Source organism: Paraburkholderia sediminicola (genome assembly GCF_046026895.1).
GTDB classification, from domain to species: Bacteria; Pseudomonadota; Gammaproteobacteria; order Burkholderiales; family Burkholderiaceae; genus Paraburkholderia; species Paraburkholderia sediminicola_C.
In genome coordinates, this window is the sequence record NZ_JAQQEU010000003.1 from 129,780 (window position 1) to 155,565 (window position 25,786).

General features: G+C 62.3%; 25 protein-coding genes and 2 pseudogenes. 15 read left to right on the forward strand and 12 right to left on the reverse strand.

From position 1 onward, the window contains the following. Positions 1-18 precede the first annotated feature (18 nt). The 3 genes from PQR02_RS03550 to PQR02_RS03560 all read left to right on the forward strand — a co-directional run bounded on the left by PQR02_RS03550 (position 19) and on the right by PQR02_RS03560 (position 3,112). Positions 19-765, forward strand: coding sequence for a DUF969 domain-containing protein (locus PQR02_RS03550; protein WP_408225539.1), 747 nt, complete (start codon positions 19-21; stop codon positions 763-765). 1 nt (position 766) lies between these two features. Continuing rightward, positions 767-1,717 carry a DUF979 domain-containing protein gene (locus PQR02_RS03555; protein ID WP_408225542.1) on the forward strand — a complete coding sequence of 317 codons (951 nt, stop codon included), beginning with the start codon at positions 767-769 and terminating at the stop codon, positions 1,715-1,717. A gap of 273 nt (positions 1,718-1,990) precedes the next feature. After that, positions 1,991-3,112: a porin gene (locus PQR02_RS03560; protein WP_408225816.1), complete on the forward strand. Its 1,122-nt coding sequence runs from the start codon at positions 1,991-1,993 to the stop codon at positions 3,110-3,112. 103 nt (positions 3,113-3,215) lie between these two features. Here the strand turns inward: PQR02_RS03560 and PQR02_RS03565 are convergent, their stop codons facing one another. From PQR02_RS03565 to PQR02_RS03595, 7 genes are read right to left on the reverse strand one after another with little or no spacing between them, the layout of a single operon-like run. After that, positions 3,216-4,793 carry a tripartite tricarboxylate transporter permease gene (locus PQR02_RS03565; protein ID WP_408225545.1) on the reverse strand — a complete coding sequence of 526 codons (1,578 nt, stop codon included), beginning with the start codon at positions 4,791-4,793 and terminating at the stop codon, positions 3,216-3,218. Between the two features lie 3 nt (positions 4,794-4,796). Further along, entirely contained in the window at positions 4,797-5,264 is a 468-nt protein-coding gene (locus PQR02_RS03570; RefSeq protein ID WP_408225548.1) for a tripartite tricarboxylate transporter TctB family protein, read from the reverse strand. Positions 5,265-5,305: 41 nt separating this feature from the next. Continuing rightward, on the reverse strand, positions 5,306-6,289 hold the full coding sequence (locus PQR02_RS03575) for a Bug family tripartite tricarboxylate transporter substrate binding protein (RefSeq protein WP_408225551.1): 984 nt from the start codon (positions 6,287-6,289) through the stop codon (positions 5,306-5,308). Positions 6,290-6,337: 48 nt separating this feature from the next. Next, positions 6,338-7,492, reverse strand: coding sequence for a mandelate racemase/muconate lactonizing enzyme family protein (locus tag PQR02_RS03580; RefSeq protein WP_408225554.1), 1,155 nt, complete (start codon positions 7,490-7,492; stop codon positions 6,338-6,340). Continuing rightward, positions 7,489-8,517: a hydroxyacid dehydrogenase gene (locus PQR02_RS03585; protein WP_408225557.1), complete on the reverse strand. Its 1,029-nt coding sequence runs from the start codon at positions 8,515-8,517 to the stop codon at positions 7,489-7,491. The genes PQR02_RS03580 and PQR02_RS03585 overlap by 4 nt, the downstream gene beginning before the upstream one ends. Further along, positions 8,514-9,653, reverse strand: a complete 1,140-nt coding sequence (locus PQR02_RS03590; protein WP_408225560.1) for a mandelate racemase/muconate lactonizing enzyme family protein — start codon at positions 9,651-9,653, stop codon at positions 8,514-8,516. The genes PQR02_RS03585 and PQR02_RS03590 overlap by 4 nt, the downstream gene beginning before the upstream one ends. A 17-nt stretch (positions 9,654-9,670) precedes the next feature. Beyond that, positions 9,671-10,015, reverse strand: coding sequence for an NIPSNAP family protein (locus tag PQR02_RS03595; protein ID WP_408225563.1), 345 nt, complete (start codon positions 10,013-10,015; stop codon positions 9,671-9,673). A gap of 187 nt (positions 10,016-10,202) precedes the next feature. On the opposite strand from PQR02_RS03595, the gene PQR02_RS03600 reads away from it, so the two are divergent. Both PQR02_RS03600 and PQR02_RS03605 read left to right on the forward strand, forming a co-directional pair. Beyond that, positions 10,203-10,961, forward strand: a complete 759-nt coding sequence (locus PQR02_RS03600; protein ID WP_408225566.1) for a GntR family transcriptional regulator — start codon at positions 10,203-10,205, stop codon at positions 10,959-10,961. Between the two features lie 413 nt (positions 10,962-11,374). Continuing rightward, on the forward strand, positions 11,375-11,713 hold the full coding sequence (locus PQR02_RS03605; protein ID WP_408225569.1) for an integrase core domain-containing protein: 339 nt from the start codon (positions 11,375-11,377) through the stop codon (positions 11,711-11,713). Positions 11,714-11,840: 127 nt separating this feature from the next. On the opposite strand, the gene PQR02_RS03610 is transcribed toward PQR02_RS03605, so the two are convergent. Further along, positions 11,841-12,170, reverse strand: a complete 330-nt coding sequence (locus tag PQR02_RS03610) for an ArsR/SmtB family transcription factor (protein ID WP_408225571.1) — start codon at positions 12,168-12,170, stop codon at positions 11,841-11,843. Positions 12,171-12,258: 88 nt separating this feature from the next. Between PQR02_RS03610 and PQR02_RS03615 the strand changes: the two genes are divergently transcribed. From PQR02_RS03615 to PQR02_RS03635, 5 genes and pseudogenes are all read left to right on the forward strand, one after another. Next, positions 12,259-13,356, forward strand: a complete 1,098-nt coding sequence (locus PQR02_RS03615; RefSeq protein ID WP_408225574.1) for an NADH:flavin oxidoreductase/NADH oxidase — start codon at positions 12,259-12,261, stop codon at positions 13,354-13,356. A gap of 560 nt (positions 13,357-13,916) precedes the next feature. After that, positions 13,917-14,075 (forward strand): annotated as a pseudogene (locus tag PQR02_RS03620) (DEAD/DEAH box helicase); the annotation flags it as partial. Between the two features lie 38 nt (positions 14,076-14,113). Then, positions 14,114-14,524 carry a hypothetical protein gene (locus PQR02_RS03625; RefSeq protein ID WP_408225577.1) on the forward strand — a complete coding sequence of 137 codons (411 nt, stop codon included), beginning with the start codon at positions 14,114-14,116 and terminating at the stop codon, positions 14,522-14,524. Then, entirely contained in the window at positions 14,521-14,670 is a 150-nt protein-coding gene (locus tag PQR02_RS03630; RefSeq protein WP_408225580.1) for a hypothetical protein, read from the forward strand. The genes PQR02_RS03625 and PQR02_RS03630 overlap by 4 nt, the downstream gene beginning before the upstream one ends. Further along, positions 14,666-14,974, forward strand: a pseudogene (locus PQR02_RS03635) (IS5/IS1182 family transposase); the annotation flags it as partial. The gene PQR02_RS03630 and the pseudogene PQR02_RS03635, both read left to right, overlap by 5 nt. Before the next feature lie 156 nt (positions 14,975-15,130). On the opposite strand, the gene PQR02_RS03640 reads toward PQR02_RS03635, so the two are convergent. Genes PQR02_RS03640 through PQR02_RS03650 form a run of 3 tightly spaced genes read right to left on the reverse strand, consistent with a single transcriptional unit; the run spans position 15,131 to position 18,705 of the window. Continuing rightward, on the reverse strand, positions 15,131-16,027 hold the full coding sequence (locus PQR02_RS03640; protein WP_408225583.1) for an ABC transporter permease: 897 nt from the start codon (positions 16,025-16,027) through the stop codon (positions 15,131-15,133). Continuing rightward, entirely contained in the window at positions 16,024-16,980 is a 957-nt protein-coding gene (locus PQR02_RS03645; RefSeq protein WP_408225586.1) for an ABC transporter permease, read from the reverse strand. Before PQR02_RS03645 ends, PQR02_RS03640 begins: the two co-directional genes overlap by 4 nt. Before the next feature lie 27 nt (positions 16,981-17,007). Continuing rightward, the gene (locus tag PQR02_RS03650; protein WP_408225589.1) at positions 17,008-18,705 is read right to left on the reverse strand and encodes a peptide ABC transporter substrate-binding protein; all 1,698 of its coding nucleotides are present in this window, start codon (positions 18,703-18,705) and stop codon (positions 17,008-17,010) included. Between the two features lie 237 nt (positions 18,706-18,942). Between PQR02_RS03650 and PQR02_RS03655 the strand changes: the two genes are divergently transcribed. From PQR02_RS03655 to PQR02_RS03670, 4 genes are all read left to right on the forward strand, one after another. After that, positions 18,943-19,560, forward strand: a complete 618-nt coding sequence (locus PQR02_RS03655; protein WP_408225592.1) for a helix-turn-helix domain-containing protein — start codon at positions 18,943-18,945, stop codon at positions 19,558-19,560. A 67-nt stretch (positions 19,561-19,627) separates the two neighbouring features. After that, a complete protein-coding gene (locus tag PQR02_RS03660) occupies positions 19,628-19,981 on the forward strand; it encodes a RidA family protein (protein ID WP_408225595.1) in 354 nt (117 codons plus the stop codon). Between the two features lie 60 nt (positions 19,982-20,041). Beyond that, positions 20,042-21,466 (forward strand): NAD(P)/FAD-dependent oxidoreductase, encoded by a 1,425-nt coding sequence (locus PQR02_RS03665; RefSeq protein WP_408225598.1) that lies wholly within the window; start codon positions 20,042-20,044, stop codon positions 21,464-21,466. Between the two features lie 22 nt (positions 21,467-21,488). Further along, positions 21,489-23,291: an ABC transporter ATP-binding protein gene (locus PQR02_RS03670; protein WP_408225601.1), complete on the forward strand. Its 1,803-nt coding sequence runs from the start codon at positions 21,489-21,491 to the stop codon at positions 23,289-23,291. Positions 23,292-24,028: 737 nt separating this feature from the next. Here PQR02_RS03670 and PQR02_RS03675 read toward each other — a convergent pair. Further along, on the reverse strand, positions 24,029-24,853 hold the full coding sequence (locus tag PQR02_RS03675; protein WP_408225819.1) for an IclR family transcriptional regulator: 825 nt from the start codon (positions 24,851-24,853) through the stop codon (positions 24,029-24,031). A gap of 153 nt (positions 24,854-25,006) precedes the next feature. Between PQR02_RS03675 and PQR02_RS03680 the strand changes: the two genes are divergently transcribed. Then, positions 25,007-25,771, forward strand: a complete 765-nt coding sequence (locus PQR02_RS03680) for a substrate-binding periplasmic protein (RefSeq protein ID WP_408225604.1) — start codon at positions 25,007-25,009, stop codon at positions 25,769-25,771. Positions 25,772-25,786: the final 15 nt, after the last annotated feature.

Genomic DNA, 25,786 nt, shown 5'->3' on the forward strand with positions numbered 1-25,786 from the left:
ACGTTTCTGGAGGTGCAGATGCACGCAGCAGTGAGTTTGTGGCCGCTGGTCGGTGTGGCGGTCATCGTGATCGGATTTGCGTTGCGCATCAATCCGATGCTGGTGGTCGTGGGCGCAACGGTCGTGACCGGGGTGCTCGCGTCGATGCCCGTCACGCTGATCCTGACGCAGATCGGCAATGGCTTCGTCAAGACGCGCAATCTTCCGCTCATCATCATTCTGCCGCTGGCGGTGATCGGTCTGCTCGAGCGCTACGGGCTGCGTGAACAGGCACAGAACTGGATCTCGAAAGTGCGCGCCGCGACGGCAGGGCGTCTGCTCATCAGCTACCTGGCGGTGCGCGAGCTGTCGGCCGCGCTCGGACTCGTCAGCCTGGGCGGCCATGCGCAGATGGTGCGTCCGCTGATCGCGCCGATGGCCGAGGGCGCCGCGATCAACAGGCACGGCCCGCTCTCCGACGAACTCAGGAACCGCGTGCGCGCCTTCGCCGCCGCGACGGACAACGTCGGGCTGTTCTTCGGCGAGGACATGTTCGTCGCGTTCGGCGGAATCATGTTGATGCACACGTTGCTGGCCGACATGAAGATCGACGTTACGCCGGTCGCCATCGCGATGTGGGGCATTCCCACCGCGCTCGCCGCTTTCCTGATCCACGCCGTGCGCCTGTACCGTCTCGACGGCTATCTCGCACGCGCCGTCGACCCCGCCGCGCCACGCCGCGCGGCGGCGGTCACGGCGACGCCGTCCGAGTCGGAGGGACACTGAGATGATTCTGCGCACCGAATATTTCTACTGGCTCGCGGGTGTCATCCTCGCGATCACCGGCGTGCTGATCCTGCTCGACCGCACGCACTCGCGCCGCCTGCCGAGCGGGATGTTCTGGCTGATCTTCGCCACACTGTTTCTCTTCAGCGACCGGCTGCCGCCCGTCGCGGTGGGCACGGCGGTGGTGGCGGCGGCGCTCATCGCGGGATTCGGCGGCCTCGGGCGGGGCAAGTCTTCGCTGCTGCCCGACGCCCAGCGCAACGAGAGCGTGCAGTGCCTCGGCAACTGGCTGTTCTTGCCCGCGCTGATCGTGCCGGTCGGCACGCTGATCGGCTCCGTCGCGTTGCCGAAGCTCGCGCTCGGCGGACTGTTCGTCTTCGATCAGGCGAACCCGACACTTGTCGCGCTCGGCGTGAGCGTCATCATCGCGGTGCTGGTCGCGTGCCAGATCACGCGTGGCACGCCCATCGAAGCGCTGCGGCAGTCGCGTCATCTGACCGAGTCGTTGGGCTGGGCGCTGCTTCTGCCGCAGATGCTCGCGGTGCTCGGCCTGATGTTCGGACGCGCAGGGGTCGGAGAGGCGGCCGCCTACCTCACGCATACCTACATCAACACGGACGTCAAGCTGGTCGCAGTCATCGTCTACACCTTCGGCGCGGCGATGATGACCATGATCATGGGCGGTGCGTTCGCGGCCTTCCCCGTCGCGATGATGGCGGTCGGCCTGCCGGTACTCATCCACACCTACCACGGAAATCCCGCCGTGATCGCGGCGATCGGCATGTTCTCGGGCTACTGCGGCACGCTCGTCACGCCGATGGCGGCGCACTTCAACATCGTACCGGCCGCGCTGCTCGAACTGCCGGACCGCTACGGCGTGATTCGCGCCCAGGTGATGACCGCATTTCCACTGCTGCTGGCCAACGTCGTTCTGCTCTATCTGCTGATGTAGCGCGAGCCTCGCGCGCCACGCCTGGCGCATCACGGCGGGAGGCGCGCAGCGAGCTGGCAGCGCGCTGCATCCGGCTGCCCAAATCCCACGCATAAGACACCTTTTCGCGCGGACGGTCCACCGCCCGCGCCGGGGGACGTCGCGCGTTTTTTTAGTTCCACTTACATGGCAGTTCGGGATTTATTCATGAAGAAGCATCTCTGCGCGCAATCCGCGGCGCTCGCATTCCTGCTGGCGGGGACGACCCTCGCGCACGCGTAAGGCAGCGTCACGCTGTACGGCATCATCGACGAGGGTCTCAACTGCATCAGCAACAGCGGCGGCGGCAAGGTCTTCAGCACCACGAGCGGCGTGATCCAGGGGAGCCGGTGGGGCGTGCGCGGCGTCGAGGATCTGGGCGGCGGACTGAAGGCAACCTTCGTGCTCGAAAACGGTTTCGACGCGTCGACCGGCAAGCTGGGGCAGGGCGGCCTTGAATTCGGGCGACAGGCTTGGGTCGGCCTGAGCAGCGCGCGGCTCGGCACGGTGTCGCTGGGGCGTCAGTACGATCCGCGTGTCGACTTCGTCGGAACGATGGTCGCGGCGACGCGCTGGGCAGGCGCGTTCGGCACGCATCCGGCGGATATCGACAATCTGAACAACTCGTTTCGGATCGACAACTCGATCAAATACAGGAGCCCGTCGTTCGGCGTGCTTGTCTTCAGCGCGCTGTATTCGCTGGGCGGCGTCGCGGGCTCCGTGGGCCGCAACCAGATCTACAGCGTCGGCGGCGGCTACATCTACGGGCCGTTCGCGCTGGGCGCCGCGTATTTCAACGCCCACAACCCGAACGTGTCGTACGTCGGCGCGACAGGAACGGTGGCTGCGACGACCAACGGGGTGCCGGGTTCGAATCTGGGTACTGCGCCGTCGCTGTCCGGATTCGCATCCGCGTCCACGTATCAGTCGATCGCGGCGGGCGGCGCTTATCAGTTCGGGCCGGCGCGCGTCGGCATCACCTGGACGAACACGGCGTTCAAGGGTCTCGGCGACACGAGTTCGGGACCTAACCCGCTCGGCTTCACCGGCAGCACGCATTACAACAACGCCGAAATCAACGGCGAGTACCACCTGACGCCCTCGCTGTTGATCGGCGCCGCGTACGATTACATGAAGGGCAGCAGCATCAGCAGCACGAAGCGCGGACGGCTCGGCGGCGCGACGTATCAGCAGGTCTCGCTCGGCGCGGACTACTCGCTCAGCAAGCGCACCGACGTCTATGTGATGGGCATGTACCAGCATGCATCGGGAACGGACTCGACGGGTGGCGAAGCGCATGCCGCGATCTACTTGATCACACCATCGGATTCAAACCATCAGGGCGTCGTGCGAATTGGCATGCGGCATCGCTTCTGATGCCGCGAGATCGTGAGCCGGGCGGCCCCGGCTCACGCAAAGCGGTGTCGCTAATCTGCGGCTGATGTCAGCGAGTTGGCGAATGGACCGAATTCCGCCCGCTTCAGCCACGAGTCGACGAGTGCGTGTGCAGGGGTTCGGTCCCGTTCAACGAATTTCGTAGTCTGCTTTCTTCACGCTGCTTCCTGCTGGTCCAGCTTCGACGCAGCGCCAGTGCAAGCTGCGCGAGTATCAGCAGCAGGCAAACGCCGAGGAACGCTGCGCTGATCGGCTTGTGCACGAAGACGGCAAGGTCCCCATGCGACAGCAAAAGAGAGCGACGGAAATCTTCTTCGGCCATCGGACCCAGGACATAACCAAGAAGAATCGGCGCAATGGGAAAGTCGAGTGCCAGGAAGATTGCACCCGCTACGCCGAACACGAGTACTTCGCCCACTTCGAAAAGGCTATTGTTAGTGCTGTAGACCCCCACCGCAATAAAAAACAGCGCCGTTGGAAAGAGGTAACGATACGGTACGCGCAGCAGCTTGACCCAGACACCGATCAATGGAACGTTCAGCAGTATCAACAGCACGTTGCCGACCCAGAAGCTGGCGATCAATCCCCAGAAAAGATCCGCGTGCTCGGTAATAAGCTGCGGTCCAGGCTGAATGCCCTGGATCAGCAATGCGCCGAGCAGCAGCGCCATGACGGCATCGCCCGGAATCCCCAGACTCATGGTCGGAATGAAATCGACCTGGGTCTTCGAATGCGATGCCGCCTCCGGCGCGGCGACGCCTTCCAGCGCACCATGTCCGAAGCGCTCCGGCGTCTTCGATATTTTCTTTTCGAACGCGTACGCAATGAAGGTCGTAATGGTCGGCCCAGTGCCGGGCAGTGCGCCGAACAGGCTGCCGATGATCGTACCGCGCAGCATCGGAAAGAACGCGCGCTTCAGATCCTGGCGATCGGGCCGCATGTCGCGCAACCTTACCTTTGCGGCGCTTCCCACTACATCCATCCGGTTGACGCCGCGCAGGAACTCGCCGACTCCGAATAGTCCCATGGCGAGTGCGACGAGTTCCACTTTGTCGGAGAGCTCTGTCAACCCGAATGTGAAGCGTGCCACGCCCGTGTTCACATCGGTGCCCGCCACGCCGACCAATAGCCCGACCGCGGTCATGGCGACGCCCTTGAGCTTCGAGCCCTTGCTCATCGTCGCGCCGACCAGCAGGCCGAGCAGCATGATCGAAAAGATGTCAGTCGGGCCGAACTGAAATGCGAAGCGTACGAGTACGGGCGACGCGAACACCATCACCATGATGCCGAACGACGCAGCAAAGAACGACGCGATCATCGTTATGCCGAGCGCCGCTCCGCCACGGCCTTGCCGGGTCATCGGATAGCCGTCGAGGCAGGTGACGGCATGCGGCGGATGGCAGGGCAGGTTCAGCAGAATCGCTCCGATCGCACCGCCATACTGGGATCCGTAGAAGATGCCGGCCAGCATCAGGATCGCGGGAATGGGATGCAGCGCATAGGTGAGCGGCAGCAGCATCGAGATGGCCGACAGCGCCCCCATGCCGGGCAGCACACCGATCAGGTTGCCGACCAGCACGCCGAAAAAAGACCACATCAGGTTGTGCGGTTCGAGCGCAACCCCGAACCCCTGCCATAGATCCACCAACGATTGATAAAGCATGTCTCAACCCCAATGAACGAGCGGCAACTGGATCTTCAATCCCCACCAGAACACGATTACGCACACGACGCAGACCGCAATCGCCAGCCAGAAAGCGTCTTTCACCGTGTTGCGTTGGTCGCCCAGCGCCGATACGAAGACAATCGCGAAGGTCGCGGGCAACAGCCCAATGTAGGCGGCACAAACGATGAAGAGGCCGATGCCAAGCACGATGCAGATCCATCCGCGCCATTGCGGCGCGGCATCGCCGCTTGCGCGCGATGCCGCGCCCGCCGACTGGCCCGCGAACGCGATCGCGATGCCCGTCACGGCGAGAATGACGCCGATCGCGGTGGGGGTGAAGCCCGGTCCCATATCGGCAAGGTCGCCGACACCGTAGCTTGTACCGCGCACCGTCGCCGCCATGCCCAGCAGAAACATCAACGCGCCACCGAGATAGTCGCGAGTGCGTGGGTTGTGCAGACCTTGCATGTCTGTTTCCTCCTGCGGTTGCTGTTTAGGCCGAATGCGTGTTATTGCGGCTTGATCGCAGCCCATTTGACGACCTTGCCCGCCAGCGCCATCTGGTCCTTGATGAACTGCGCGAACTGGTCGGGCGTATTGCCAACCACGACGAGGCCGACGTTGGTCAGCGTGTCGTGAGCGGCCGGCGTCTGCAGTGCCTTGACAATGCCGGCGTTCAGCTTCGCGAGCACGTCCTTCGGCAGATTCGCGGGGGCGACGAAGCCGTACCACGACGACGCCTCGAACCCCGGAACACCGGACTCGGCCACGGTCGGCAGGTTCGGGAAGGCGGGCACGCGTTTGGCAGCCGCGACGCCGAGTGCGATCAACTGGCCGGATTTGATGTAAGGCATGGCAGCCGTGAAGGCATCGAATTCGACTTTCACGCGGCCGCCGAGCAGATCCGTGTACGAGTTCGCCGAACCCTTGTACGGCACATGGGTCATTGAAATGTCGGCCATGTGATCGAACAGTTCCATCGCCAGATGCTGCGATGAGCCGATGCCGCCCGATGCATAGCTGATCTTTCCAGGATTCGCTTTCGCCTTCGCGATCAACTCCTGCACGGTCTTGACCTGCAACGACGGATGCGCAACGAGCACGAGCGGCGCGTTCACGGCTAACGTGATCGGCGTGAAGCTCCTGACCGTGTCGTAGGGCAGATGCGTGTAGAGGCTCGCGTTGGCCGCGTGCGTGCCGGGAGACGCAATGCCGATCACGTAGCCATCGGCAGGTGCCTTTGCGACCAGATCGGCGCCGATGATCCCGTTGGCTCCCGGGTGATTCTCAACGATGACGGGCTGCCCCCATTGCGCGGTCAATTGCTTCGCGACGACGCGTGCAAGCAAATCCGTCGAGCCGCCCGGTACGTACGGCACGATGATGCGGATCGGTTTGTCGGGGAAGGTGTCCGCGTGCGCGACGGACGCCGCGCAGAGCGTGGAAAGTGCCAATGCAGTGAATGCAGCGAAAGCGCGGCGAAGGAATTGCATGTTTGTCTCCTGTTTTTATCTGATATTGGCCGGTCGATGTCGCGGCTCTTAAACGTACGCGGGACCGTCAATTACCGGATGAGCCGCAAGAAACGCTTCGTCCAATTCGATTCCCAGTCCCGGCGCGTCGCTAACCATCACGCAGCCGTTGGCGTCGAGTCGGTCGGGGCGATTCGTCAGGCTGTCGCGGAACGCGTTTTCGCGCGCCACGTCGGCTTCGAAGAAACCCCCGTTGTCGATCGCGCTCAGCATGTGGATACTAGCCGCCATGTTGAGCCCGCTTGCGGACGTGTGCGGATGGATTCGCAGCTTGTACGCCGATGCCATTGCGGCAATGCGGACCCCTTCCGTAATGCCGCCCGTCTTCGAGAGATCCGGTTGCAAGACACGAATCGCGCCATCTTCGATCACGCGATTGAACTCGAAGCGCGTAAAGTGGTTTTCGCCGGCGGCAAGCGGAACGTGTCCGAACTGGCTCGCTTCCCGATAGTTTCGGTGATCGTGCGGCGGGAACGGCTCTTCGAGCCACAGCACGCGATTCGCTTCGAGCGCGGGCATCGCGAGACGCACGTCGTCCATGCTGTAGCCCGTATTCGCGTCGACCATGATATCGATGTCGTCGCCGAATGCTTTGCGCACCGCTTCCAGTCGTTCGACATCGCGCCGAACGGTATCGCCGAAGCGCAGCTTGAGGGCACGATAGCCTTGCGCGACGAGTGCGCGTGCCTCCTCGACGAGTTCCTCGGCAGGCTGGAAGCCGAGCGAGATGCCGCCCGCGTACGCCCGGATCGGGCTGCGCGATCCGCCAAGCAGCTTGTAGACCGGCCAGCCGACGGACTTGCCACGAATGTCCCACAGGGCGAGGTCAATGCCGCTCATCGCCAGCGCAGCCGCTCCGGCCATGCCGTGACTCGCGAGCTGGCGGGAGTAGATGCGCGACCAGACGCCGACCACATCGGCGGCATCCATGCCGACGACGAGCTGGCTCAGCGTCGTGTTGATCAGGTGCGCGATGGCGCCCGGGCAACGCCCATGATGCGCCTCGCCCCAGCCCGTCACACCACCGGCCGTCTCGACCTTGACGATCACGCAGTCACGCTTCACCGCGCGGCCGATGCCGAGCGTCACGCCGTTTTTGACGGGCACTGACGTGGCATAAGCGTGGATCCGCTCGATGCGCAGGTTTGCGTCGAATTGGCTCATAAGGACACTCCGGAATCAGTTACCGCGCTGCCCGCATTGGAGCGTGCAGAATGCTCGCCCCAGACCTCGGGATTGACCATATGTTCGGGCCGCTCGCCCTTCAGCAACTGCACGACCTGGCGTGCCGCACCCAGACTCATGCGCGCCGAGCTCTCCTGCGTGAGCGCAGCGGCGTGCGGCGTGAGCACGACATTGTCGAGTTGGTGGAACGGATGGCCGGTCGGCAAAGGTTGCTCGGTGAACACGTCGAGCATTGCACCCTTGATCGCGCGCCGGCTTAGCGCGTCGACGAGCGCGGCATCGTCGATCACAGCACCGCGCGACGCGTTGACGAGCACCGCATGCGGCTTCATGAGTTCGAGGCGTTGGGCGTTGACGAGATGACGGGTCGCGTCGGTGAGCGGGCAGTTCAGCGAAATGAAATCGCTGCGCGCAAACAGGGTGTCGATATCCACGGGCTCGACGAAGGCCGGCAGTGCGTCGAGGCGCGGCTGCGAGCCGATCACGCGCATGCCGAAACCATGGTGGCAGGCGTGTGCGAGCGACGCACCGATCGTCCCCACGCCGACGATGCCGACTGTCTTGCCCGACAGCTCCGACGTGCTCGCGGACAGCGCGCGCGCCGCGGTCCAGCCGTCCCGGCGCAATCCGCTGTCCATCTCTGCAAAGCGGCGTGACAGGAGCAGGAATCCGCCGATACAGTATTCGACGACAGCCTGCGCGTTGGCGCCCGGCACGTTCGCGACGGGAATACCGTGCGAGGTCGCTGACGCGACGGGAATGAAATCGAGGCCGGTGCCGTTGCGCACTACGCCGCGTAGCCGGTTCGGCTGTTCGAACAGATCGGCGGGCAGTTGCGTGCGCACGACGAGCACGTCGGCGTCGCCTATCATTTGCCGCAACGTGTCGGCCGACTGGTCCGGCGCGACCACCACGTGCGCAACGCCTTCGAGCAGCGAGAGTCCCGCAGCATCGAGCGGCAGCGTGCACAGGACGACAGGCAGATTGGGCGCGGTCATGTTCATGCGACCTTGTAGCGTTCGAGCACTTCGCGATTGATTTCAATGCCGAGGCCGGCGCCCGTCGGCACCTTGACCATGCCTTCGCGATGCGTGAGGTCAGCCGAACTCAGTTCATCGCGGAACGGGTTGAACGTCTGTTCGTATTCGAGCATGGGTTGCGTCGGCACCAGGCACGGAGGTGTGAATGGCAGCGATGCGAGGAAGTGCATTGTGGCTGCGAGGCCGATTGCCGTGCCCCATGCGTGCGGTACGCATTGAACCGAATTCGCCTGCGCGAGCGCAGCGATCTTCTTGCATTCGGTGATGCCGCCCGCTGCGCAGACGTCGGGTTGCACGATGTCCATCGCGCGCCGTTCGAGGATTCGGCGGAAGCCGAATTTGGTGAATTCGTTTTCGCCGCCGGCGATGGCCATATCGAGACTTCGCGACACTTCGACATAGCCATCCAGGTCTTCGGGGGAAATGGGTTCTTCGAACCAATGCACGTCCAGCTTTTCCAACTCGCGGCCGATGTTGATCGCTTGCGGAACGTTGAAGCAATGGTTGGCGTCGACCATGAGCGCGATATCGGAGCCGACTGCATCGCGCACGGCTGCCACGCGCTCGATATCCTTTTTCAGCGAGCCGAGGCCGATCTTCATCTTGATCGCCTTGAAGCCTTGCGACTTGTAGCCGAGCGCCTCTTCGACCGCTTCTTCGTTGAGGCGGTCCATGTTCCTGAAGTACAGCCCGGTTGCGTACGCCTGCAACGAATTCCGGAAGCTGCCGCCGATCAGCTTGTGGATGGGCTGCCCGGTAGCCTTGCCGATGATGTCCCACAGCGCTATGTCGACGCCGCTGATAGACGAAATGGTCATGCCGCTCAGGCCGTAGTCCTTGACCTTGTTATACAGCTCCTCCCACAGCACTTCGACGTCGAACGGGTCGCGTCCGATCAGCGAGGGCCGCAGCAGAGATTCGACGATGGATCGGTTGACGGCCGCTGGCCCGTAGCAATCGCCCCAGCCGACGATGCCGTCGTCGGTGCGGATCTCGACGACCAGCGCGCCCTTGGTCTTATAGATCCATCCGCGGGACGATGTGAACGGCTCGTCGACATTGACGAGCAACTGATGGGCGATGACTTCTGTAATCTTCATGGTTGCGTGTTCGAACGTTACTGATTGACCGACGGGTAGGGTGCGCCATTCGACCACGGCGAGAACGGCGCAGGGATGAGAATCTTGTTTTCCTGATTGAGCACCAGCGGCTGGACTTTCGCGGCGTATGCCTTCCAGTCGGGATGCGCGAGGAGTCGTGAGCGGCGCGCGGCGCGGTCCTGCAGGTCTTCGTAGGCCCACAGATGGACCACCTGATTGAGCACGCCGAGTTCGCTGGTGAAATAGCCCACCAGATTGCCGAGAATCGGCCGCTGGATGGCAAGGCCTTCTTCCTGATACATCCGCACGTACTGCTGCGCTTTGCCGCAGTAGCAGGTATAGATGCGCTCTTCAATGATCATCAGTCGTCTCCGGGCCGTGACTTTGCTATAATCTATAGAACTATAGAGCTATAGTCCTGTATAGGACATACTATGGAGCCGGTGATGCGATGTCAATCGAGGGTAATCACCAGGCTCCCGGGAATCTGATGCGCCCAGTAAAGTGGGGCAATCCCCGCTGACGGTTGGGCGCATGAAAGAGACGGATATGGACAACATCAACGATCAAACGACCGTTCCGGCGCTGCGATTGCCGCAGCAAAATGGAGTGCCGAAATATCTGCTGCTGCGTAACTATCTGTCCGACGAGATCGCAAGCGGCCGGCTGGAGGCCGGCGCAAAGCTTCCTCCGGAAGATGCGCTTGCGGACATGATGGAGCTGAGTCTCGGCACCGTGCAACGCTCACTGCGCATGCTCGTCGACGAGGGCAAGCTGGTGCGCAAGCACGGTACAGGCACTTTCGTCGCGGATGGATCGACGATGATGCATGCGCCGTTTCAGCACTGCCGGTTCGTCGACGAAGCGACGGGACAGCTGTTGCCGATCTTTTCGAAGGTAGTGCGGCGGCGTGCGGTGAAGGAGCGCGGCCTCTGGTCTATGCGGTTGCTGGCTGCGAGGCCCGTGTGTATCGAGCGGCTGTTTTCGATTGCCAATGAATTCTCGATCTACACACACCTGTACTTCGACGCCGACGTGTTTCCCGAACTCGCAACCCTGGATACGGAAAAACTGAATGGCGCGAATTTCAAGGATCTGCTTGCTCGCGAGTTTCATCACCCACTCACGAAGTTCAGCGAGCAACTCACGGTACGGGTCTTCCCGGCATACGTGTGCAAGGCTTTGCGTCTGAAGGCGGAGACTTCGGGTGCCGTACTGGAAATCTTCGCATACGACCGACGTGGCGAGGTCGTGTATTTTCAGGACCTTTATATTCCGCCCAACAGCCGTCCGCTACAGATCAGCTGAGTCCGGCGTCGATTAGCGGCAACGAACGGGCCGCGGTGACCGGCGTTTCGTAAATATCTTGAACATCGCCTCGGGGTGGTATGAAGGCCTGCCGCTGACAGAGAAGGATGCTTGGCGTACGGCCGTCACATTGAACAAAGCGCTTCATCTCGTTCACCCCGTTACTATCTTCACTCCTCGATAATTGAGGATTTGGCCAGCCAGGCCCGGCATGATTCTCGCCCCCAGTCGCAGTCATGATCCGGGGGGTGTCACCGGGCCTGGTGGGTGGCTGGTGATCGCTAGCCGGGATATCTTGAGGCCGTCCGTAACGTGGATGCCGAGACTTGCCACCAATGTTGCAGGCCAAACCGTTCAACCCGCAAAGCCTCCGATGCAAGTAAACCAACAACATAGTTCAGTCGACGTATTCGTTGGCGTCGACGTCGGCAAAGGCCACCGGCGTACCTGCTGCGCAGGCGCGCCGCTTAATCGGCAATTACCTGAACTGGTATAACCAGAATCGGCCCCATTCCAGGTTGGCCGATCAGACACCGGATGAAGCACTTTGCCACGCTGCCAGCGATAAAATCGGCAGCTTGATTGCCTCAGCAATTCCACTTAAAAACCCGCAGATCCTGTCCGAACGAACGAGGCAACCTCTGACTACGAAAGTTCGGCATCGGATTAGGTTCGGTCATCTACGGGAATTGGCCCATGCTCGCACGCGGACTTCGAACATCCGCCCAAGTAAGCGACTCAACGGTGCGTGACATCGGGCCGCGGTGAGGCGCCGTCTGGTGCTGACACCGTTGCTTCGGGGAAGGGGTTCGTCGTCCCCGCTTTCATGGCGCGCACCGTTGCGCTCGCGTCCATCTTCCACCGACCTTCAGTCGACTTTCACGCCGATTCGCTCAATGCGGGTTCATTGACGATCTGCTTGATGACCGCCTCCATCAAGCCCGGAAAGCGGGCATCCAACTCAGCGCGCCGCAATGAATTCTGATGCACGGTGCCGGCAACGCGCGTGCGCACCAAGCCCGCTTCGCGCAGGATCCGGAAGTGATGGGAGACGCTCGACTTGGGGCGGCCACCGTCGAGGTCGCCGCAGGTGGCCTCGTCGACCGTTGAAAGTTGACGGACGATCTCGAGGCGCACCGGGTCGCTAAGAGCATGGAAGAGCCGCCCGAGCGTGAAGTCCTCGGCGGCGGGATGGGTATAGATGCGCATTGTGCAAATGATAGAGGTTTCTGCCATACTTCGTAGTTCGATGTTCGTCGAACTACCGTACAAGCCTTATTCACAGGAGTTTAGCCTGATGTCCGCATTATTTCAGCCCTACAAGCTTAAGGACGTTTCCCTACGCAACCGCATCGCAATTCCGCCGATGTGCCAGTACACCGCCGAAGACGGTCTGATCAACGACTGGCACCGCGTGCACCTGGCCGGTCTGGCACGTGGGGGCGCGGGGCTGGTGATCGTCGAAGCAACGGCTGTGTCGCCCGAGGGCCGGATTACACCGGGCTGCGCGGGCATCTGGACCGACGAGCAGGCGCAGGCTTTCGCGCCCGTGGTCGCATCGATCAAGGCAGCGGGCGCCGTGCCGGGCATTCAGATCGGTCATGCGGGCCGCAAAGCCAGCGCGAACCGACCGTGGGAAGGTGACGACCACATCGCCGACAGCGATCCCCGGGGCTGGGCGACCCTCGCCCCGTCGGCGATCGCCTTCGGCGGTGGCCTGCCGAAAGTACCTAAAGCGATGACGCTCGACGACATCGCACGCGTTCGCGAAGACTTCGCCGCCGCTGCCAAGCGCGCGCTCGATGCCGGCTTCGAATGGCTCGAGTTGCACTTCGCGCACGGCTACCTCGGCCAGAGCTTCTTTTCCACGCACTCCAATCAACGCGACGACGCGTACGGCGGCAGCCTCGAGAACCGCAGCCGCTTCCTGCTGGAAACGCTGGCTGCCGTACGCAAGGTATGGCCGGAGCATCTGCCGTTGACGGCGCGATTCGGCGTGATCGAGTACGACGGACGTGACGAGGAAACCCTCGCTGAGTCGATTGAACTCGCGAAGAACTTCAAGCACGAAGGGTTGGATATGCTCAGTGTCAGCGTGGGCTTTTCCACGCCGAAGGCGGCCATCCCGTGGGCGCCGGCGTTTCTTGCGCCGATCGCGGAGCGTGTGCGCCGCGAGGCTGGTATTGCCGTCTCATCGGCATGGGGCATCGATACGCCGGAACTGGCCAACCGCTCCGTCAAGAACGGGCAGTTGGACCTGGTGATGGTCGGGCGCGCGCATCTGGCCGATCCGCATTGGCCATACCACGCGGCGCGCAAGCTGGGTATCGAACGACCGTCGTGGACGCTGCCGGCACCGTACGCGCATTGGCTCGAACGTTACGCGGTTGCTTGAGCGCAGGTCGACGCCGATCACGGCGGTTTCTGCTGATCCGACCGGCGGCGCCACGCATCCAGTCGGGCTTTTCTCACGTAATCGTGAGATGAGTCGCGCTGTGGGCACATGCCTGCAGCGCCTCTCGATCCATTGCGGATACCGTGGATAAACCAAGCTGGACGGAGCGAATGCACTCCATGAAACAATCCCCGGCCGGGCGCTTAATGCCGCGAAATGAACCCGGAACCAACACGCTTGCCGGTTGGCGACGTCCTCGGGCCGGCCTTTTCGAGCAGGAACAGTGTTTCGGCGTCGGATCCACCGTCCAGCGGATCGAAATGACCGTTGCACTTCATCAAGAGACGTCCGGCCCACCGAGTGTCGAACGACCGAGCCGCCCTTCTTTCGTCTCGGCGGTACGTGGCTGGTTGCGCGGCCAGTGGCGCGTTTGCTGTTGATGCAATTTGGGCTGCCGCTGGCGGCAGTGCTGCTCATCGGTGTCTCTTAGTACAGCTTGCCGGCGCGGCGCAATCAGGCGGTAACCGCTAGAATTTGCGGTTTTAGCCCGGGATACGCCAATGTCTTTTGCCTCGCTTGGCCTGATCGATCCCTTGCTGCGTAATGTGCGGGACCTCAATTACCAGACACCTACGCCGGTGCAGGCCAAGGCGATTCCCACTGTGCTCAGCGGCAAGGACGTCATGGCTGGAGCACAAACCGGCACTGGCTCATCGGCGTAGGCGGCTTCATCAACATCCGCCAGAACGCGCGCAAGATGGTCTTTGGCGGCACGTTCACGGCGGGCAACCTGCAGGTGTCCTGCGAAGGCGGCGCGCTGCAGATCCTGAAGGAAGGCGCGCATCGCAAGTTCGTGTCGAAGTTGCGGCAGGTGTCGTACAGCGGGCCTTTCGCGCAGGAGCGCAAGCAGACGACGCTCTTCGTCACCGAGCGCGCGGTGTTCCGCGCCATCGACGGCGCGCTCGAACTGATCGAAATCGCACCGGGCATCGATCTCGAGCGCGACGTGCTCGCACACATGGCGTTCCGCCCCGTCATCTCGCCCCATCTCAAGCTGATGGACGAGCGCCTGTTCCGTCCCGAGCCGATGGGCTTCGATGCCGCGATGGCGTCGCAAGGCTGGCCGCGCCATCCGCGTCTTGCCGAGTTTGCGGAGGGTCAGCGGTGAAGCGCGAGTTGCAAGCTCTTCGAATCGATGGATCGACGCGGATCTTCGGCATCGTCGGCAGTCCGGTGACGCAGGTGAAGACGCCGCAACTGATGAACGCGCTCGTCGACGCCCCCGAGTGCGTCCGCATCCGGGCGAGGGCGTGACAATCGCCCAGCAATACGGGAACGTATGCCGACGTTTTGTTGAGTTGCGTCGCGGACTGAAGCTGCTATTCAGCGTCATGATCGCGATTGACGGCAGCAAGTTAAAGGCGGCGAACAGCCGACATAGAAAATACACTGCTGGCTAGTTTGACAAGCGTCAGCAGCAGATCAAGGAAAGCGCTCAACGACATCCCGTCGAGATCGAAACCGCTGACCGCCAGTCCGACCGCTTTCGACGTGAAGACCGTGCGGATTCACGAGAAGATTGCGATCCTGCCAGCAGATGCGTGAACTCGAATCTCTCCTATCACGACGCGCGCCGCCGTCGATGCGATCGTCTCCACTTGCGACGATGGAAAATACCATTCGGCTGCCGAAGAAGCGCTGAATGCTACAACACATCGAGCCCTTGCATCGTAGCGCCGCACGGATCAGTGCATCGGCGAGATCCGTCGATGCTCTACATCTCATTCCGGGGATCGAGCGCATCCCGCAGGCCATCTCCGACGAAGTTGAAGCTCGTCACCGCCAGCGTGATCGCAAGACCGGGCACGATCGCGAGCCACGGTGCGCTCGTCAAATAGGTCTGCGCGCTGTCCAGCATGTTTCCCCAACTCGGCGTGGGCGGCTGGATGCCGAAGCCGAGGAAAGAGATGTAGCTCTCCGCCAGAATCGCGTAAGCGACGTTCAGCGTCGCCGCCACGACGATCGGCGCGGCCGCGTTGGGCAACAGCTCACGGAACATGATGCGCGAGTGAGATGATCCCATCGAAAGCGCCGCCAGCGCGAAGTCGCGGGTCTTCAGCGACCGTATCTGCGCCTCGACGACGCGCGCGACTTCCATCCAAGACGTGATCGCGATGAGAAAGACTATCGACGGTACTGACGGAGAGATGATTGCGGAGATCGCGAGAAGCAGAAAGATCGAAGGAAAGCACAGCACGCCGTCGACCAGCCGCATCAGCACATTGCCGATCACGCCGCCGAAGTATCCTGCAATCATGCCGACGCACACGCCGATCACCATGCTGATCAACATGGCGACGAAACCGATCGACATCGAAATGCGGCCGGCCATCAGGAGCCGCGCGAACACGTCGCGGCCGAGCGGATCGGTGCCGAGAATATGCGCGCCGGAGAACGGCGGCATCAGCCGATGGCGGATGTCGATATACGTGTCGGTGAACGCGAGCAGCGACGGACCGGCGACGCAGGCGAGCACCATCAGCACGATGCAAAGCGCGCCGAGAATCGCCAGCTTGTGCCGACAGAAGCGGCGCAGCGCCGGGCTCATCCCGACACCTTTGGCGTAGTTGATGATCGACGGTTTGGTGGCCACGGTGGGTGTCTCACTCATCGACGCTCGCCCGCGATTCGGGGATCCGCGAAACCGTAGAGCAGATCGGCGAGCAGATTGCCGAGCAGCACGAGAACGGCGCTGAACATCAGGATGCCCATCACGGTCGGATAGTCGCGATAGCTGATCGAATCGAAAAACAGTCGGCCGATGCCCGGCCAGGTGAACACCGTTTCCGTCACCAGCGCACCGGACAGCAGGGTAGGCACATGCAGACCCGTGATCGTGATCATCGGCAACAGCGCGTTACGCAACGCGTGACGCATCACGATCTGATATTCCGGCACGCCTTTGGCGCGCGCGGTGCGGATGTAATCCTGGTTGATGACTTCGAGCATCGACGATCGCATGTAGCGGCTCCACACAGCCGTCGTCACCAACGCCAGCACGACGCACGGTCCGATCAAATGATGCACGTAGTCGAAAAACGAGCCGTCGCCTTCGGTCATGCGGTTGCCGGCCGGCAGCCAGTTCAGATGCACGGCGAACACATAGATGACCACGATCCCGAACCAGAACGTCGGAATGGACAGCGCGATCATCGCGCCGACGGTCGCGAGCGAATCGAACAGCGAATAGCGCCGCACCGCGCCGAGAATGCCGATGCACCCGCCGAAGAACATCGCGAGCAGCGTCGAGCAGAACATTAGTTCGAGCGTCGCGCCGATGTGGGACGCGATGATCGACGTGACGGCGTGCTGATCGCGATACGACAGACCCCAGTCGCCCTTAAGCATGCGCACCAGCCACTCCAGATACTGGATGGGCAACGGACGATCGAGGCCGAGCTGCGCCGACAGGCGATCGAGATCGGCCTGACTCATATCGCCGGAGGCCGCGAACTGCGAGAGCGGGCCACCCGGCGCAAGATGCAGGATGACGAACCCGATCACCGAGACGATCAGCAGCAGAATCGCCGAATGGATGGCGCGGCGGGCAAGAAAAGGCAGCATGAGTCCGGTCCCCCGACTGATCGATCGCTATACTTTCTTCTTCCAGGACCATTCGTTCATGTTCCAGCAGTTCTGGCGCTGGTTCACGTTGGGTCGATAGCCGAGCAGGTTGTCTTTCATGCCTTCGATGAACGAGTACTGGAAGAGCGGCAGTATCGGCAATTCCTCGCGCACGATGATCTGCAGCTGACGATAGATGTCCTTGCGCCTGGCCGGATCGAAGGTCGCTTCGCCGTCGGCCATCAGCTTGTCAGCGGCCGGGTTCGACCACTGCATGTAGTTGCCGCCGCTGCCGCCCTTCAACGGGATCGCGCTCGAACTGAAGCGGTTGGCCGGATCCGCATCCGCGCCGGTTCTGAACGACGTGCCGACCAGCAACGACTGAAACTGAGAGCGCGAATAGAACTCGCCCCAGATGATGGCGGCCGGCATGTTCTTGATCTTCATCGACACGCCGATGTCCTGCCAGTCCTGCATGATCAGCTGCTGACATTGCTCGCGCAGTACGTTGCCGGTGGTGGTTGACATCTCGAAGGTGAGCGGCACGCCGTTCTTGCTGCGCATACCGTTAGAACCCTTCGTCCAACCAGCCGCATCGAGCATCTTGTTGGCCGCAGCGGTGTTTTTGCTCTGCTTCGGCAGCCCGTTGAAATAGGCCCACGACTCCATCGGAATGAATGATTCCGTCGGCTTCATGACGCCGTAGTAGATCGCGTCGATGATCGCCTGCTTGTCGAGCGCCGCGTACAGCGCCTGACGCACGGCCTTATCCGCGAACGCCTTGTTGTCGAGGTTCGGCATCACGACTTCCAGATTGCCGTTGGTCGAGAGCGCCACCTTGCGGCCCGGCAGGCGCGAGGCTTCCTGATAGTAGTTGGCCGGAATGCCTGGCACGGGCACGAAGTCCACCTGGCCGGTGCGGAACTGCGTGTAGAGCGCGGTCAGATCCGGGATGTACTTCAGCACGACCTTCTCGAGGAACGGGCCTTTGCCGTGATAGCGCTCGTTGGCCACCAAGGTGATGTTGTCGCCGGGCGTACGCGTGCCCCACTTGAATGGACCGGTGCCGACCGGCGCGCTGTTGAACGGCGCGGTGTTCGGATCCGATGCTTTGCCGAGGATGTGCTTCGGCACCACCTGCGTATTGGCGAGCAGCGCGAAATACGGCGAATAGGCGCGCTCCATGTGCCAGGTGATCTCGAACGGACCTTTGACGACGATGTCCTTGACGAGGTTGTGGCCGATGCGCGCGCGCGAGCGGAAGCCCGGCGCGTTGATCAGTTCGATCGAATATTTGACGTCGTCGGCGGTGAACTTCGTGCCGTCGTGCCAGAGCACGTCGTTGCGCAGCTTGACGGTCCACGACTTGCCACCGTCGGCGATGCCGCCGTTGGCTTCGCTCGGAATCTCGATGGCGAGATCGGGACGCAGCGAGCCGTCCGGTTCGGCCGACCAGAGCGTGCTGAACACGTTGGTCCAGATCACCTCGTCGCACTCGACGCCCGGCATCAGCGGATTGAAGGCGGTCGGTTCCTGCGACATGCCGACGACCACCACCCCCGAACGCTTGCCCGGCGCGGGCGCATTTGCGTCGGCGCCGAAGGCCGGCAGCGAGCAGGCGGACAGGCCCATCAGAGCGCCGACGCTTTGACCGAGGAATTTGCGTCGATCGAGCGAGACCGCATCCGTTTCGATCGTTGCTTGGGTGTTTGACACTCTTTTCATCACGTCTCTCTGGTTGGACACGGCATCGATGCTGCAGCATTGGGCGACTGGGCCAGTTTCAATAAATTAAAAATTAGTGTCAAGAGGTGCGACGACATGGAAAACCCTGAATTGCCCACAAGCCGCCGTGAGATAAGATCGACGGGGTATCTGGTCTTGCCGCGATGTTTGCGCGTCGAGCCCGCAACCAACGCTGCAACGCTTAAAATTCAATAAAGTGAATTCAGGCTTCAACAAATGACGACAGCAAGACTCGGCGAGTCCGACACCGATGGCGACGATGAACGCGCGGAGTCGATCGAGATCGGTCGACGGCTCAAGCACCTGCGCACGGTGCGCGGCCTCACGATCACCGAACTTGCCGGCAGCTCGGGTGTGTCCGCCGGCCGGATCAGCCAGATCGAACGAGGGCAGTCCAATCCGTCGATCAACACGCTGCAAAAGCTGCGCGCGGTGCTGGGCGTGACGCTCTGGGCGTTTCTCGAAGACGACGGCGCGGCCGCCACGCGCGAATCGCCCTACGTGCGCCGGCGCGAGAACCGGCCGCGCATCATTTCCGGCACCAACCAGTTCACCAAGGAGCTGCTGTCGCCGACCGACAACGACGAGCTTCGCTTCATGATCCTCACGCTGCCGCCCAACGCCGAAAGCGACGATGTGCTGACCGGTCCCGGCGACAAGGGTGGGTACGTGCTGTCCGGCAAGGTGTCGCTGACGATTGGCAACGAAACGCTTGAAATCAGGGAAGGCGACAGCTTCCAGTTCAGGAGCACGATCGCGCATCACATCAGCAATCCCTGGCAGGACGAGGCGAAGGTGCTCTGGATCATCAACATTCGTGATTCACACGTTTAGCCCGCGCCGAGCGACTCGACGTGCGCTGCGAGCTTCCATGATTTCTCAAACCAGGAGAGGTTTTCCGATGACTCAAACGATCAAGCGCCACGACGTGACGGGACGACTCAGCAAGGTACTGGTCGCCAACGGGTTCGCGTTTCTGTCGGGCCTGACCACGCGCAATCGCGACGGCGACGTGAAGGCGCAAACCGCCGACATCCTCGCTCAGATCGACGACTATCTGGCGGCGGTCGGCACGGACAAGACGCGCATCGCCGTCGCCAATATCTGGCTGAAGGACATTACGCAGTTTGCCGAGATGAACGAGGCGTGGGAAGCCTGGGTTGATCGCGCGCAGCCGCCGGCTCGCGCGACGGTCGAATCGCGGCTCGCGCACGACAGCATCCTCGTCGAAATCCAGGTTCAGGCGGTGGTCTGAGTCCCTTCGTTTGACATTCGGTTTTCCGTTTCTTCCGCTCAACGAGTCATGGCGAACAACATGAATTCATCCAGCGCTACGCCACACGATCCTTCGTGGTGGTTCGAAGAGGCACTGCGCAACGAACGCGCGCAGCCCGACGCGCCGCCGCTGTCCGGACCGCTCACGGTCGATGTCGCGATCGTCGGCGGCGGGTTCACGGGACTGTGGACGGCGCTCGCGCTGCGCGAGCGCGCGCCGCATCTGTCGGTCGCACTGATCGAGGCGTCGCTGTGCGGTTCGGGCGCGAGCGGCAAGAACGGCGGCAAGGTTCACGGCTACTGGGCGTCGCTCGCCGGGATGGCCGCCAACATCGGACCGGACGGCGCGTTGGCCGTCGCCCGCGCGGGCACGCGCGCGCAGGATGCGATCCGCGCGTTCGCTACGGCGCCCGGACGCGACGTCTGGTGGCGCGAGAGCGGCAACGTGCGCGTGTCCGCCGCGCCCGCGCAGGACGCCAAGCTCAGGACCTACGTCGACACGGCGCGCCATCTCGCCGTGCCGGACAGCGTCCTGCCGCTGAGTCCCGAGCAGGTCGCAGAACATTGCCGATCGCCCGTGTTTCGCGGCGGCCTGTATTTTCCCGAAGGCGCCAACGTGCAGCCCGCGCGGCTTGCGCGCGAACTGCGGCGCGCGGCGATCGCCGCTGGCGTGCAGGTGTTCGAGAACACGCCGATGACGCGGATCGACGCCGGGACGCCCAACCGCGTCGTGTGTCCGAATGGCGAGATCGTCGCGAAGGAAGTCGTGCTGGCGACCAACATCGAGCTGGCGAAGCGCAAGGAAGTCGCGCCGCTGATGACGGTGTTCTCGTCGTACGCGCTGATGACGCAGCCCGCACCGGACAAGCTCAGCGAGATGGGTTGGAACAGAGACGAAGGCATCGCGGATCTGCGCATGTTCGTGCATTACTTCCGCAAGACGATCGACGGACGCGTGCTGATGGGCTCCGGCTCCGGACCAATCAGCTTCGGCGGCAACACCGCCAATCCGCTTCTGACCACCGACGTCGCGTCGGCTGGCCGCGCCGAGCGCGGCTTGCGCCGGCTGCTGCCCGCTTTCGCCGATGTCGCGATCGATCGCGTATGGGGCGGTGGTATCGACGTCTCGTTCGATCGACTGCCGTTCTTCCGCACGGTACCGGGCACGCGGGTTCACTACGGCTGCGGTTATTCCGGGCACGGCGTCAATCCGACCTACATCGGCGGGCAATGTCTGGCGTCGCTCGTGCTCGATGCGAAAGACGACTGGAGCAATCTGCCGCTGTGCACGCGCGAGCCGCAGTCGCTGCCGCCCGAACCGTTTCGCTACGTCGGCGGACGCTTCGTCCGCTGGGGCATTCTGGGTTGCGAGGAAGCCGAGGAATTTGGCCGGAGCGCGGGATTCATTCCGCGCGTCGCCGCGGCGATTCCGAAGACGTTCGGATTGCGGATCGGCACAAGGTGATCCATCACAGGAAAAAACGCTCATGACTGTACCGGTTTTGTCGGTTACGGATCTGTCGACTTCATTTCGCGTAGGCGGCGTCTGGCGCTCCGTCGTGCAGGGCATTTCATTCGACATCGCGCCGGGCGAAACGCTCGCGATCGTCGGCGAATCGGGATCCGGGAAGAGCGTGACGGCGCTCTCGATCATGCAGCTGACCAGCCGCGCGACGAGCCGAATCCAGGGCAGCGTCAAGCTCAACGGCCGGGAATTGCTTGGGCTGCCGACCATGCGCAAGATTCGCGGCAGCGAGATCGGCATGATTTTTCAGGAGCCGATGACGTCGCTGAATCCGGTCCTGCCGATTGGCTTTCAGATCGCCGAATCGCTGATGCTGCATCGCGGTCTGTCGAAGAGCGCAGCCCATGCGGAGTCGATCCGTCTGCTCGAAAAAGTGCGCATACCCGCCGCCGGATCGCGCGTGCGCGACTATCCGCATGCGTTCTCGGGCGGCATGCGTCAGCGCGTCATGATCGCGCTGGCGCTGGCATGCAAGCCCAAACTGCTGATCGCCGATGAACCGACGACCGCGCTCGACGTGACGATCCAGGCGCAGGTGCTAGATCTGATCAAGAGCCTGCAGGAAGAAGAGGGCATGTCGGTGCTGTTCATCACTCACGACATGGGCGTGGTCGCCGAGATCGCGGATCGGGTGGTCGTGATGTTCGACGGCCGGCAAGTGGAGTTGAACACCACCAAGACGATTTTCCGCGAGCCGGCCGAACCATACACACGCGCGCTGCTGTCGGCGGTGCCTCGGCTGGGATCGATGGCGGGACGCAAAGTGCCGTTGCGTTTTCCGGTGGTGAATCGCGAGACGGGTCGCTCGGACGTGCCGGCCGAATCGCCCGACACGGTGCGCGCCGGCACGCAGCCGGTGCTCAAGGTGAGCGGCCTCACGACCCGTTTCGATATTCGCTCAGGGCTATTGGGCAAGGTCAAGGGACGCGTGCACGCGGTCGAGAACATCTCGTTCGCCGTGCAGCCGGGCGAGACGCTGGCGTTGGTCGGCGAATCGGGATGCGGAAAATCGACGACCGGCCGCTCGCTGATCTGCCTGAACGAGCCGCTCGCGGGTTCGGTGGAACTCGAAGGCATCGATTTGCTAAAGCTCAAGGGCGAGCGCAGACGCGCGCAACGGCGCGGGATCCAGATGATCTTCCAGGATCCGTTCGCGTCACTCAATCCGCGCGTCACGGTCGGCGCGATAATCGCGGAACCGCTGGTGGCGAACGGCTTGGCGAGCAAGCAGGAAGCGCACGCACAGGCGATCCAGCTGCTGCGCCAGGTCGGACTGTCGCCCGATATGGCGGTCCGATATCCTCACGAGTTCTCCGGCGGTCAGCGGCAACGAATCTGCATCGCGCGCGCGCTCGCATTGGAGCCGAAGCTAATCATCGCGGACGAAGCGGTGTCCGCGCTGGACGTCTCGGTGAAAGCGCAGGTGGTCAACCTGATGCTCGATCTGCAGGCACGCATGGGACTCGCGTATCTGTTCATCTCGCACGACATGGCCGTGGTCGAGCGCATCAGTCATCGCGTCGCCGTGATGTACCTCGGCGAGATCGTCGAGATCGGACCGCGCGAGGCGGTGTTCGGCAATCCGCAGCATCCGTACACGAAGCGCCTGTTGGCCGCGGTGCCGATCGCCGATCCAAGGCAGCGTAGCAGGCGACGTCAGCTCGCTGCGGACGAAATCAGAAGTCCCGTGCGCCCGGCCGATTACTCGCCGGCGTTGAGACAGTATCGAGAAGCGTCCGCAGGCCACGTGGTAATGATGGAATGACAGCCGTAGCGGAACGGCGCGCAGCGGCGCCCGGAGGTCGGACCGGTGCTGCGCTCGAGTGCCGCTTCGTCGCTTCCTGGTGACGCGCGATCCGCCTTTATCCGATCGCGGCGCGGAGCGTCTCCTGTTGCGCCTGCTGGCCGCGATCGAACTTTACCGGCGTGATCGTCACTTAGCCCTCGGCAGCAGCGTGCTTTCACATTTGCGTCGGTCGTGTTGGGTCTGGATCGGCCAAAGATGACAGCAAGTCGTCGATGCGTCTCTGCACTGTCGCGCCGGTGCCACCACGCCTCGTCGCCAAGAGCGGAGACCGTCGACAGAATACGTCCGCATCGGGTCGCCCTTAGCCACTCTATTTCGGCGGCTTTCGGCCATGTACAGCCGTTGGCGCGCGTTTTCGTACGGACACCTGAACGTCGGTTACGCCCGGGTACGGGACATTTAGATACCGACTCGATCTGGCAAGGTGCAGGCCGAAGGGATGCTTCCGGCGGGCGTCCCTGCGCGCTGCATCAGTGACCGCCACTGGGTAAGGTCCAAAATCGATGGCCGCGGAGAGCGCGGTTCGAGTCGTTCGCAGCTGGAAGTAATTCTTGTTGGTGCTTATCCACAAGCACGGTAGGGAACGCCGTGTTGGAGGCTTCTGCCCCGAAGCTTCTTCCGTGCTTCTCTCTCCGACGCGGAGACGGTTCCTTGCTGTGTGTTGGCGACGTGCCGTCGAACCAGGGCGCGCGCCCTCAGGCAAGCGTCCTGATCGAATTGCTGATACCGCGTGCGCAATCGATCACCGCGGGTGCCAACCGTGCCTCTGCTTCCGCCGGCGTCCACCGACTCGTCGGCGCCACGACGTGAACCGCACCGACCGGTCGACGCTCCCCGTCGAGCACGGGCGCAGCGATCGTCATATCGCCGATGAACAGTTCCTCGCGGTTCGACGTATAGCCATTACGCCGTCCAAGCGCGAGCCGCGCCTCGATCTCGTCGAGATCCGTAACGGTGTACTGCGTATGCGCGACGCGATCGCTGGCCAACAGCAGCGTGCGTGACTCGCTTTCCGGGAGCGCCGCGAGATACGACCGTCCCGACGCCGTACAGTACATCGGAATGCGGCTGCCGATTGGCATATGAATCGGCACGAACTTCATACACACGAATCGCGCCACGTAGACCATGTCGACGCCATCCGGCTCGGTCAGATTGGTCGTCTCGCCGGTGACATTGGTGAGTTCGGACAGAAACGGGTTGGCGACGTCGATGAGCGTGTCGGCGGCCAGGTAGTTGAACCCGATTTGCATCACGCGCGGCGCCAGTTGATATCGCCTCGTACGCGGATGCTTTCTCACATAGCCGAGCTTCTCCAGCGTGTAGATCATGCGCTGCGCGGAGCTTTTGGTGATAGCCGTCGCCTCGGCGACTTCGGGCAGCGTCATCGACCTTCGCTGTGCGGTGAACGCGCGTAGCACCGCGATTCCCTTCTCCAGCGACTGATTGAACAGTGCGTCCGGCGTTTCTTCCGGCTCCGGGAGCGCTTCCGTCTCTGCGCTGAGCTTCTTGCGGGTCATGGAATCACCTAATTGCTTTCGCCTAACACCGACTCTAACATATCGAATATCGATACAACGGTTTCTTCTTTCGATATCTATGGTTCGAATATTTTGTTCTAACTGATGGGTATCGATATTTCGTTCGCCCGTCGTCAACTCGTGGAGAGACTCATGTTCCAGTTCGCCAAACGCTTCGCCAGTGTCTTTGCAACAGGCTTGCTGCTCGCCGGTGCGCCGGCCTTGTCGGCAGCCGCCCCCACCTACGGGATTGGAGCGACGGCCACCGGTGTGCCGTTCACCTTTCTCGATGTGAAGAGCAATTCGATTCAGGGCCTTCTGGTGGATGCGATTACCGCGACGGGCAAGGCTGCAGGCTTCGACGTGAAGATCGAGCAGACCACGTTCTCCTCTCTCATTCCGTCATTGACCACGAAGAAGATCGACATCATCTCGGCGGCCATGCTGAAGACGCCAGCGCGCGAGCAGGTCGTCGATTTCTCCGACACTGTGTACTCCTATGGCGAAGGCCTGATCGTGCGCGCCGACGATAAAGGCCAGTACACGTCAATGGACGACCTCAAGGGCGAAGTCGTCGGTGCACAGGTCGGCACCGCGTTCGTCGACGCGTTGAACAAGAAAGGCATCTTTAAGGAGGTCCGAACCTACGATTCAGTCGCCGACATCATGCGCGACGTCGCGCTCGGCCGCATCAAGGCGGGCTTCGGTGATCATCCGATCATTGCGTATCAGCTTCAGCATAATCCGAATCCGCAGTTGCGCCTCGTCAGCGGATATCAACCGTCGGTGAAAGGCCAATTGTGTTTCGTCGTGCGCAAGGGCGACACGGCCACGCTGGAGCAGTTGAATGCCGGCATCAAAAAGATCAAGGCCGACGGCACGCTGACGCAGATCGTCAAGAAGTGGCAGGTGGAATGACGCCGTCTTCAGAAT

Coding starts and splice junctions, on each gene's coding strand:
- PQR02_RS03550 (WP_408225539.1), top strand. CDS start 19: ATGCACGCAGCAGTGAGTTTGTGGCCGCTGGTCGGTGTGGCGGTCATC.
- PQR02_RS03555 (WP_408225542.1), top strand. CDS start 767: ATGATTCTGCGCACCGAATATTTCTACTGGCTCGCGGGTGTCATCCTC.
- PQR02_RS03565 (WP_408225545.1), bottom strand. CDS start 4,793: ATGCTTTATCAATCGTTGGTGGATCTATGGCAGGGGTTCGGGGTTGCG.
- PQR02_RS03570 (WP_408225548.1), bottom strand. CDS start 5,264: ATGCAAGGTCTGCACAACCCACGCACTCGCGACTATCTCGGTGGCGCG.
- PQR02_RS03575 (WP_408225551.1), bottom strand. CDS start 6,289: ATGCAATTCCTTCGCCGCGCTTTCGCTGCATTCACTGCATTGGCACTT.
- PQR02_RS03580 (WP_408225554.1), bottom strand. CDS start 7,492: ATGAGCCAATTCGACGCAAACCTGCGCATCGAGCGGATCCACGCTTAT.
- PQR02_RS03585 (WP_408225557.1), bottom strand. CDS start 8,517: ATGAACATGACCGCGCCCAATCTGCCTGTCGTCCTGTGCACGCTGCCG.
- PQR02_RS03590 (WP_408225560.1), bottom strand. CDS start 9,653: ATGAAGATTACAGAAGTCATCGCCCATCAGTTGCTCGTCAATGTCGAC.
- PQR02_RS03595 (WP_408225563.1), bottom strand. CDS start 10,015: ATGATCATTGAAGAGCGCATCTATACCTGCTACTGCGGCAAAGCGCAG.
- PQR02_RS03600 (WP_408225566.1), top strand. CDS start 10,203: ATGGACAACATCAACGATCAAACGACCGTTCCGGCGCTGCGATTGCCG.
- PQR02_RS03610 (WP_408225571.1), bottom strand. CDS start 12,170: ATGCGCATCTATACCCATCCCGCCGCCGAGGACTTCACGCTCGGGCGG.
- PQR02_RS03615 (WP_408225574.1), top strand. CDS start 12,259: ATGTCCGCATTATTTCAGCCCTACAAGCTTAAGGACGTTTCCCTACGC.
- PQR02_RS03625 (WP_408225577.1), top strand. CDS start 14,114: ATGGTCTTTGGCGGCACGTTCACGGCGGGCAACCTGCAGGTGTCCTGC.
- PQR02_RS03640 (WP_408225583.1), bottom strand. CDS start 16,027: ATGAGTGAGACACCCACCGTGGCCACCAAACCGTCGATCATCAACTAC.
- PQR02_RS03645 (WP_408225586.1), bottom strand. CDS start 16,980: ATGCTGCCTTTTCTTGCCCGCCGCGCCATCCATTCGGCGATTCTGCTG.
- PQR02_RS03650 (WP_408225589.1), bottom strand. CDS start 18,705: ATGAAAAGAGTGTCAAACACCCAAGCAACGATCGAAACGGATGCGGTC.
- PQR02_RS03655 (WP_408225592.1), top strand. CDS start 18,943: ATGACGACAGCAAGACTCGGCGAGTCCGACACCGATGGCGACGATGAA.
- PQR02_RS03660 (WP_408225595.1), top strand. CDS start 19,628: ATGACTCAAACGATCAAGCGCCACGACGTGACGGGACGACTCAGCAAG.
- PQR02_RS03665 (WP_408225598.1), top strand. CDS start 20,042: ATGAATTCATCCAGCGCTACGCCACACGATCCTTCGTGGTGGTTCGAA.
- PQR02_RS03670 (WP_408225601.1), top strand. CDS start 21,489: ATGACTGTACCGGTTTTGTCGGTTACGGATCTGTCGACTTCATTTCGC.
- PQR02_RS03675 (WP_408225819.1), bottom strand. CDS start 24,853: ATGACCCGCAAGAAGCTCAGCGCAGAGACGGAAGCGCTCCCGGAGCCG.
- PQR02_RS03680 (WP_408225604.1), top strand. CDS start 25,007: ATGTTCCAGTTCGCCAAACGCTTCGCCAGTGTCTTTGCAACAGGCTTG.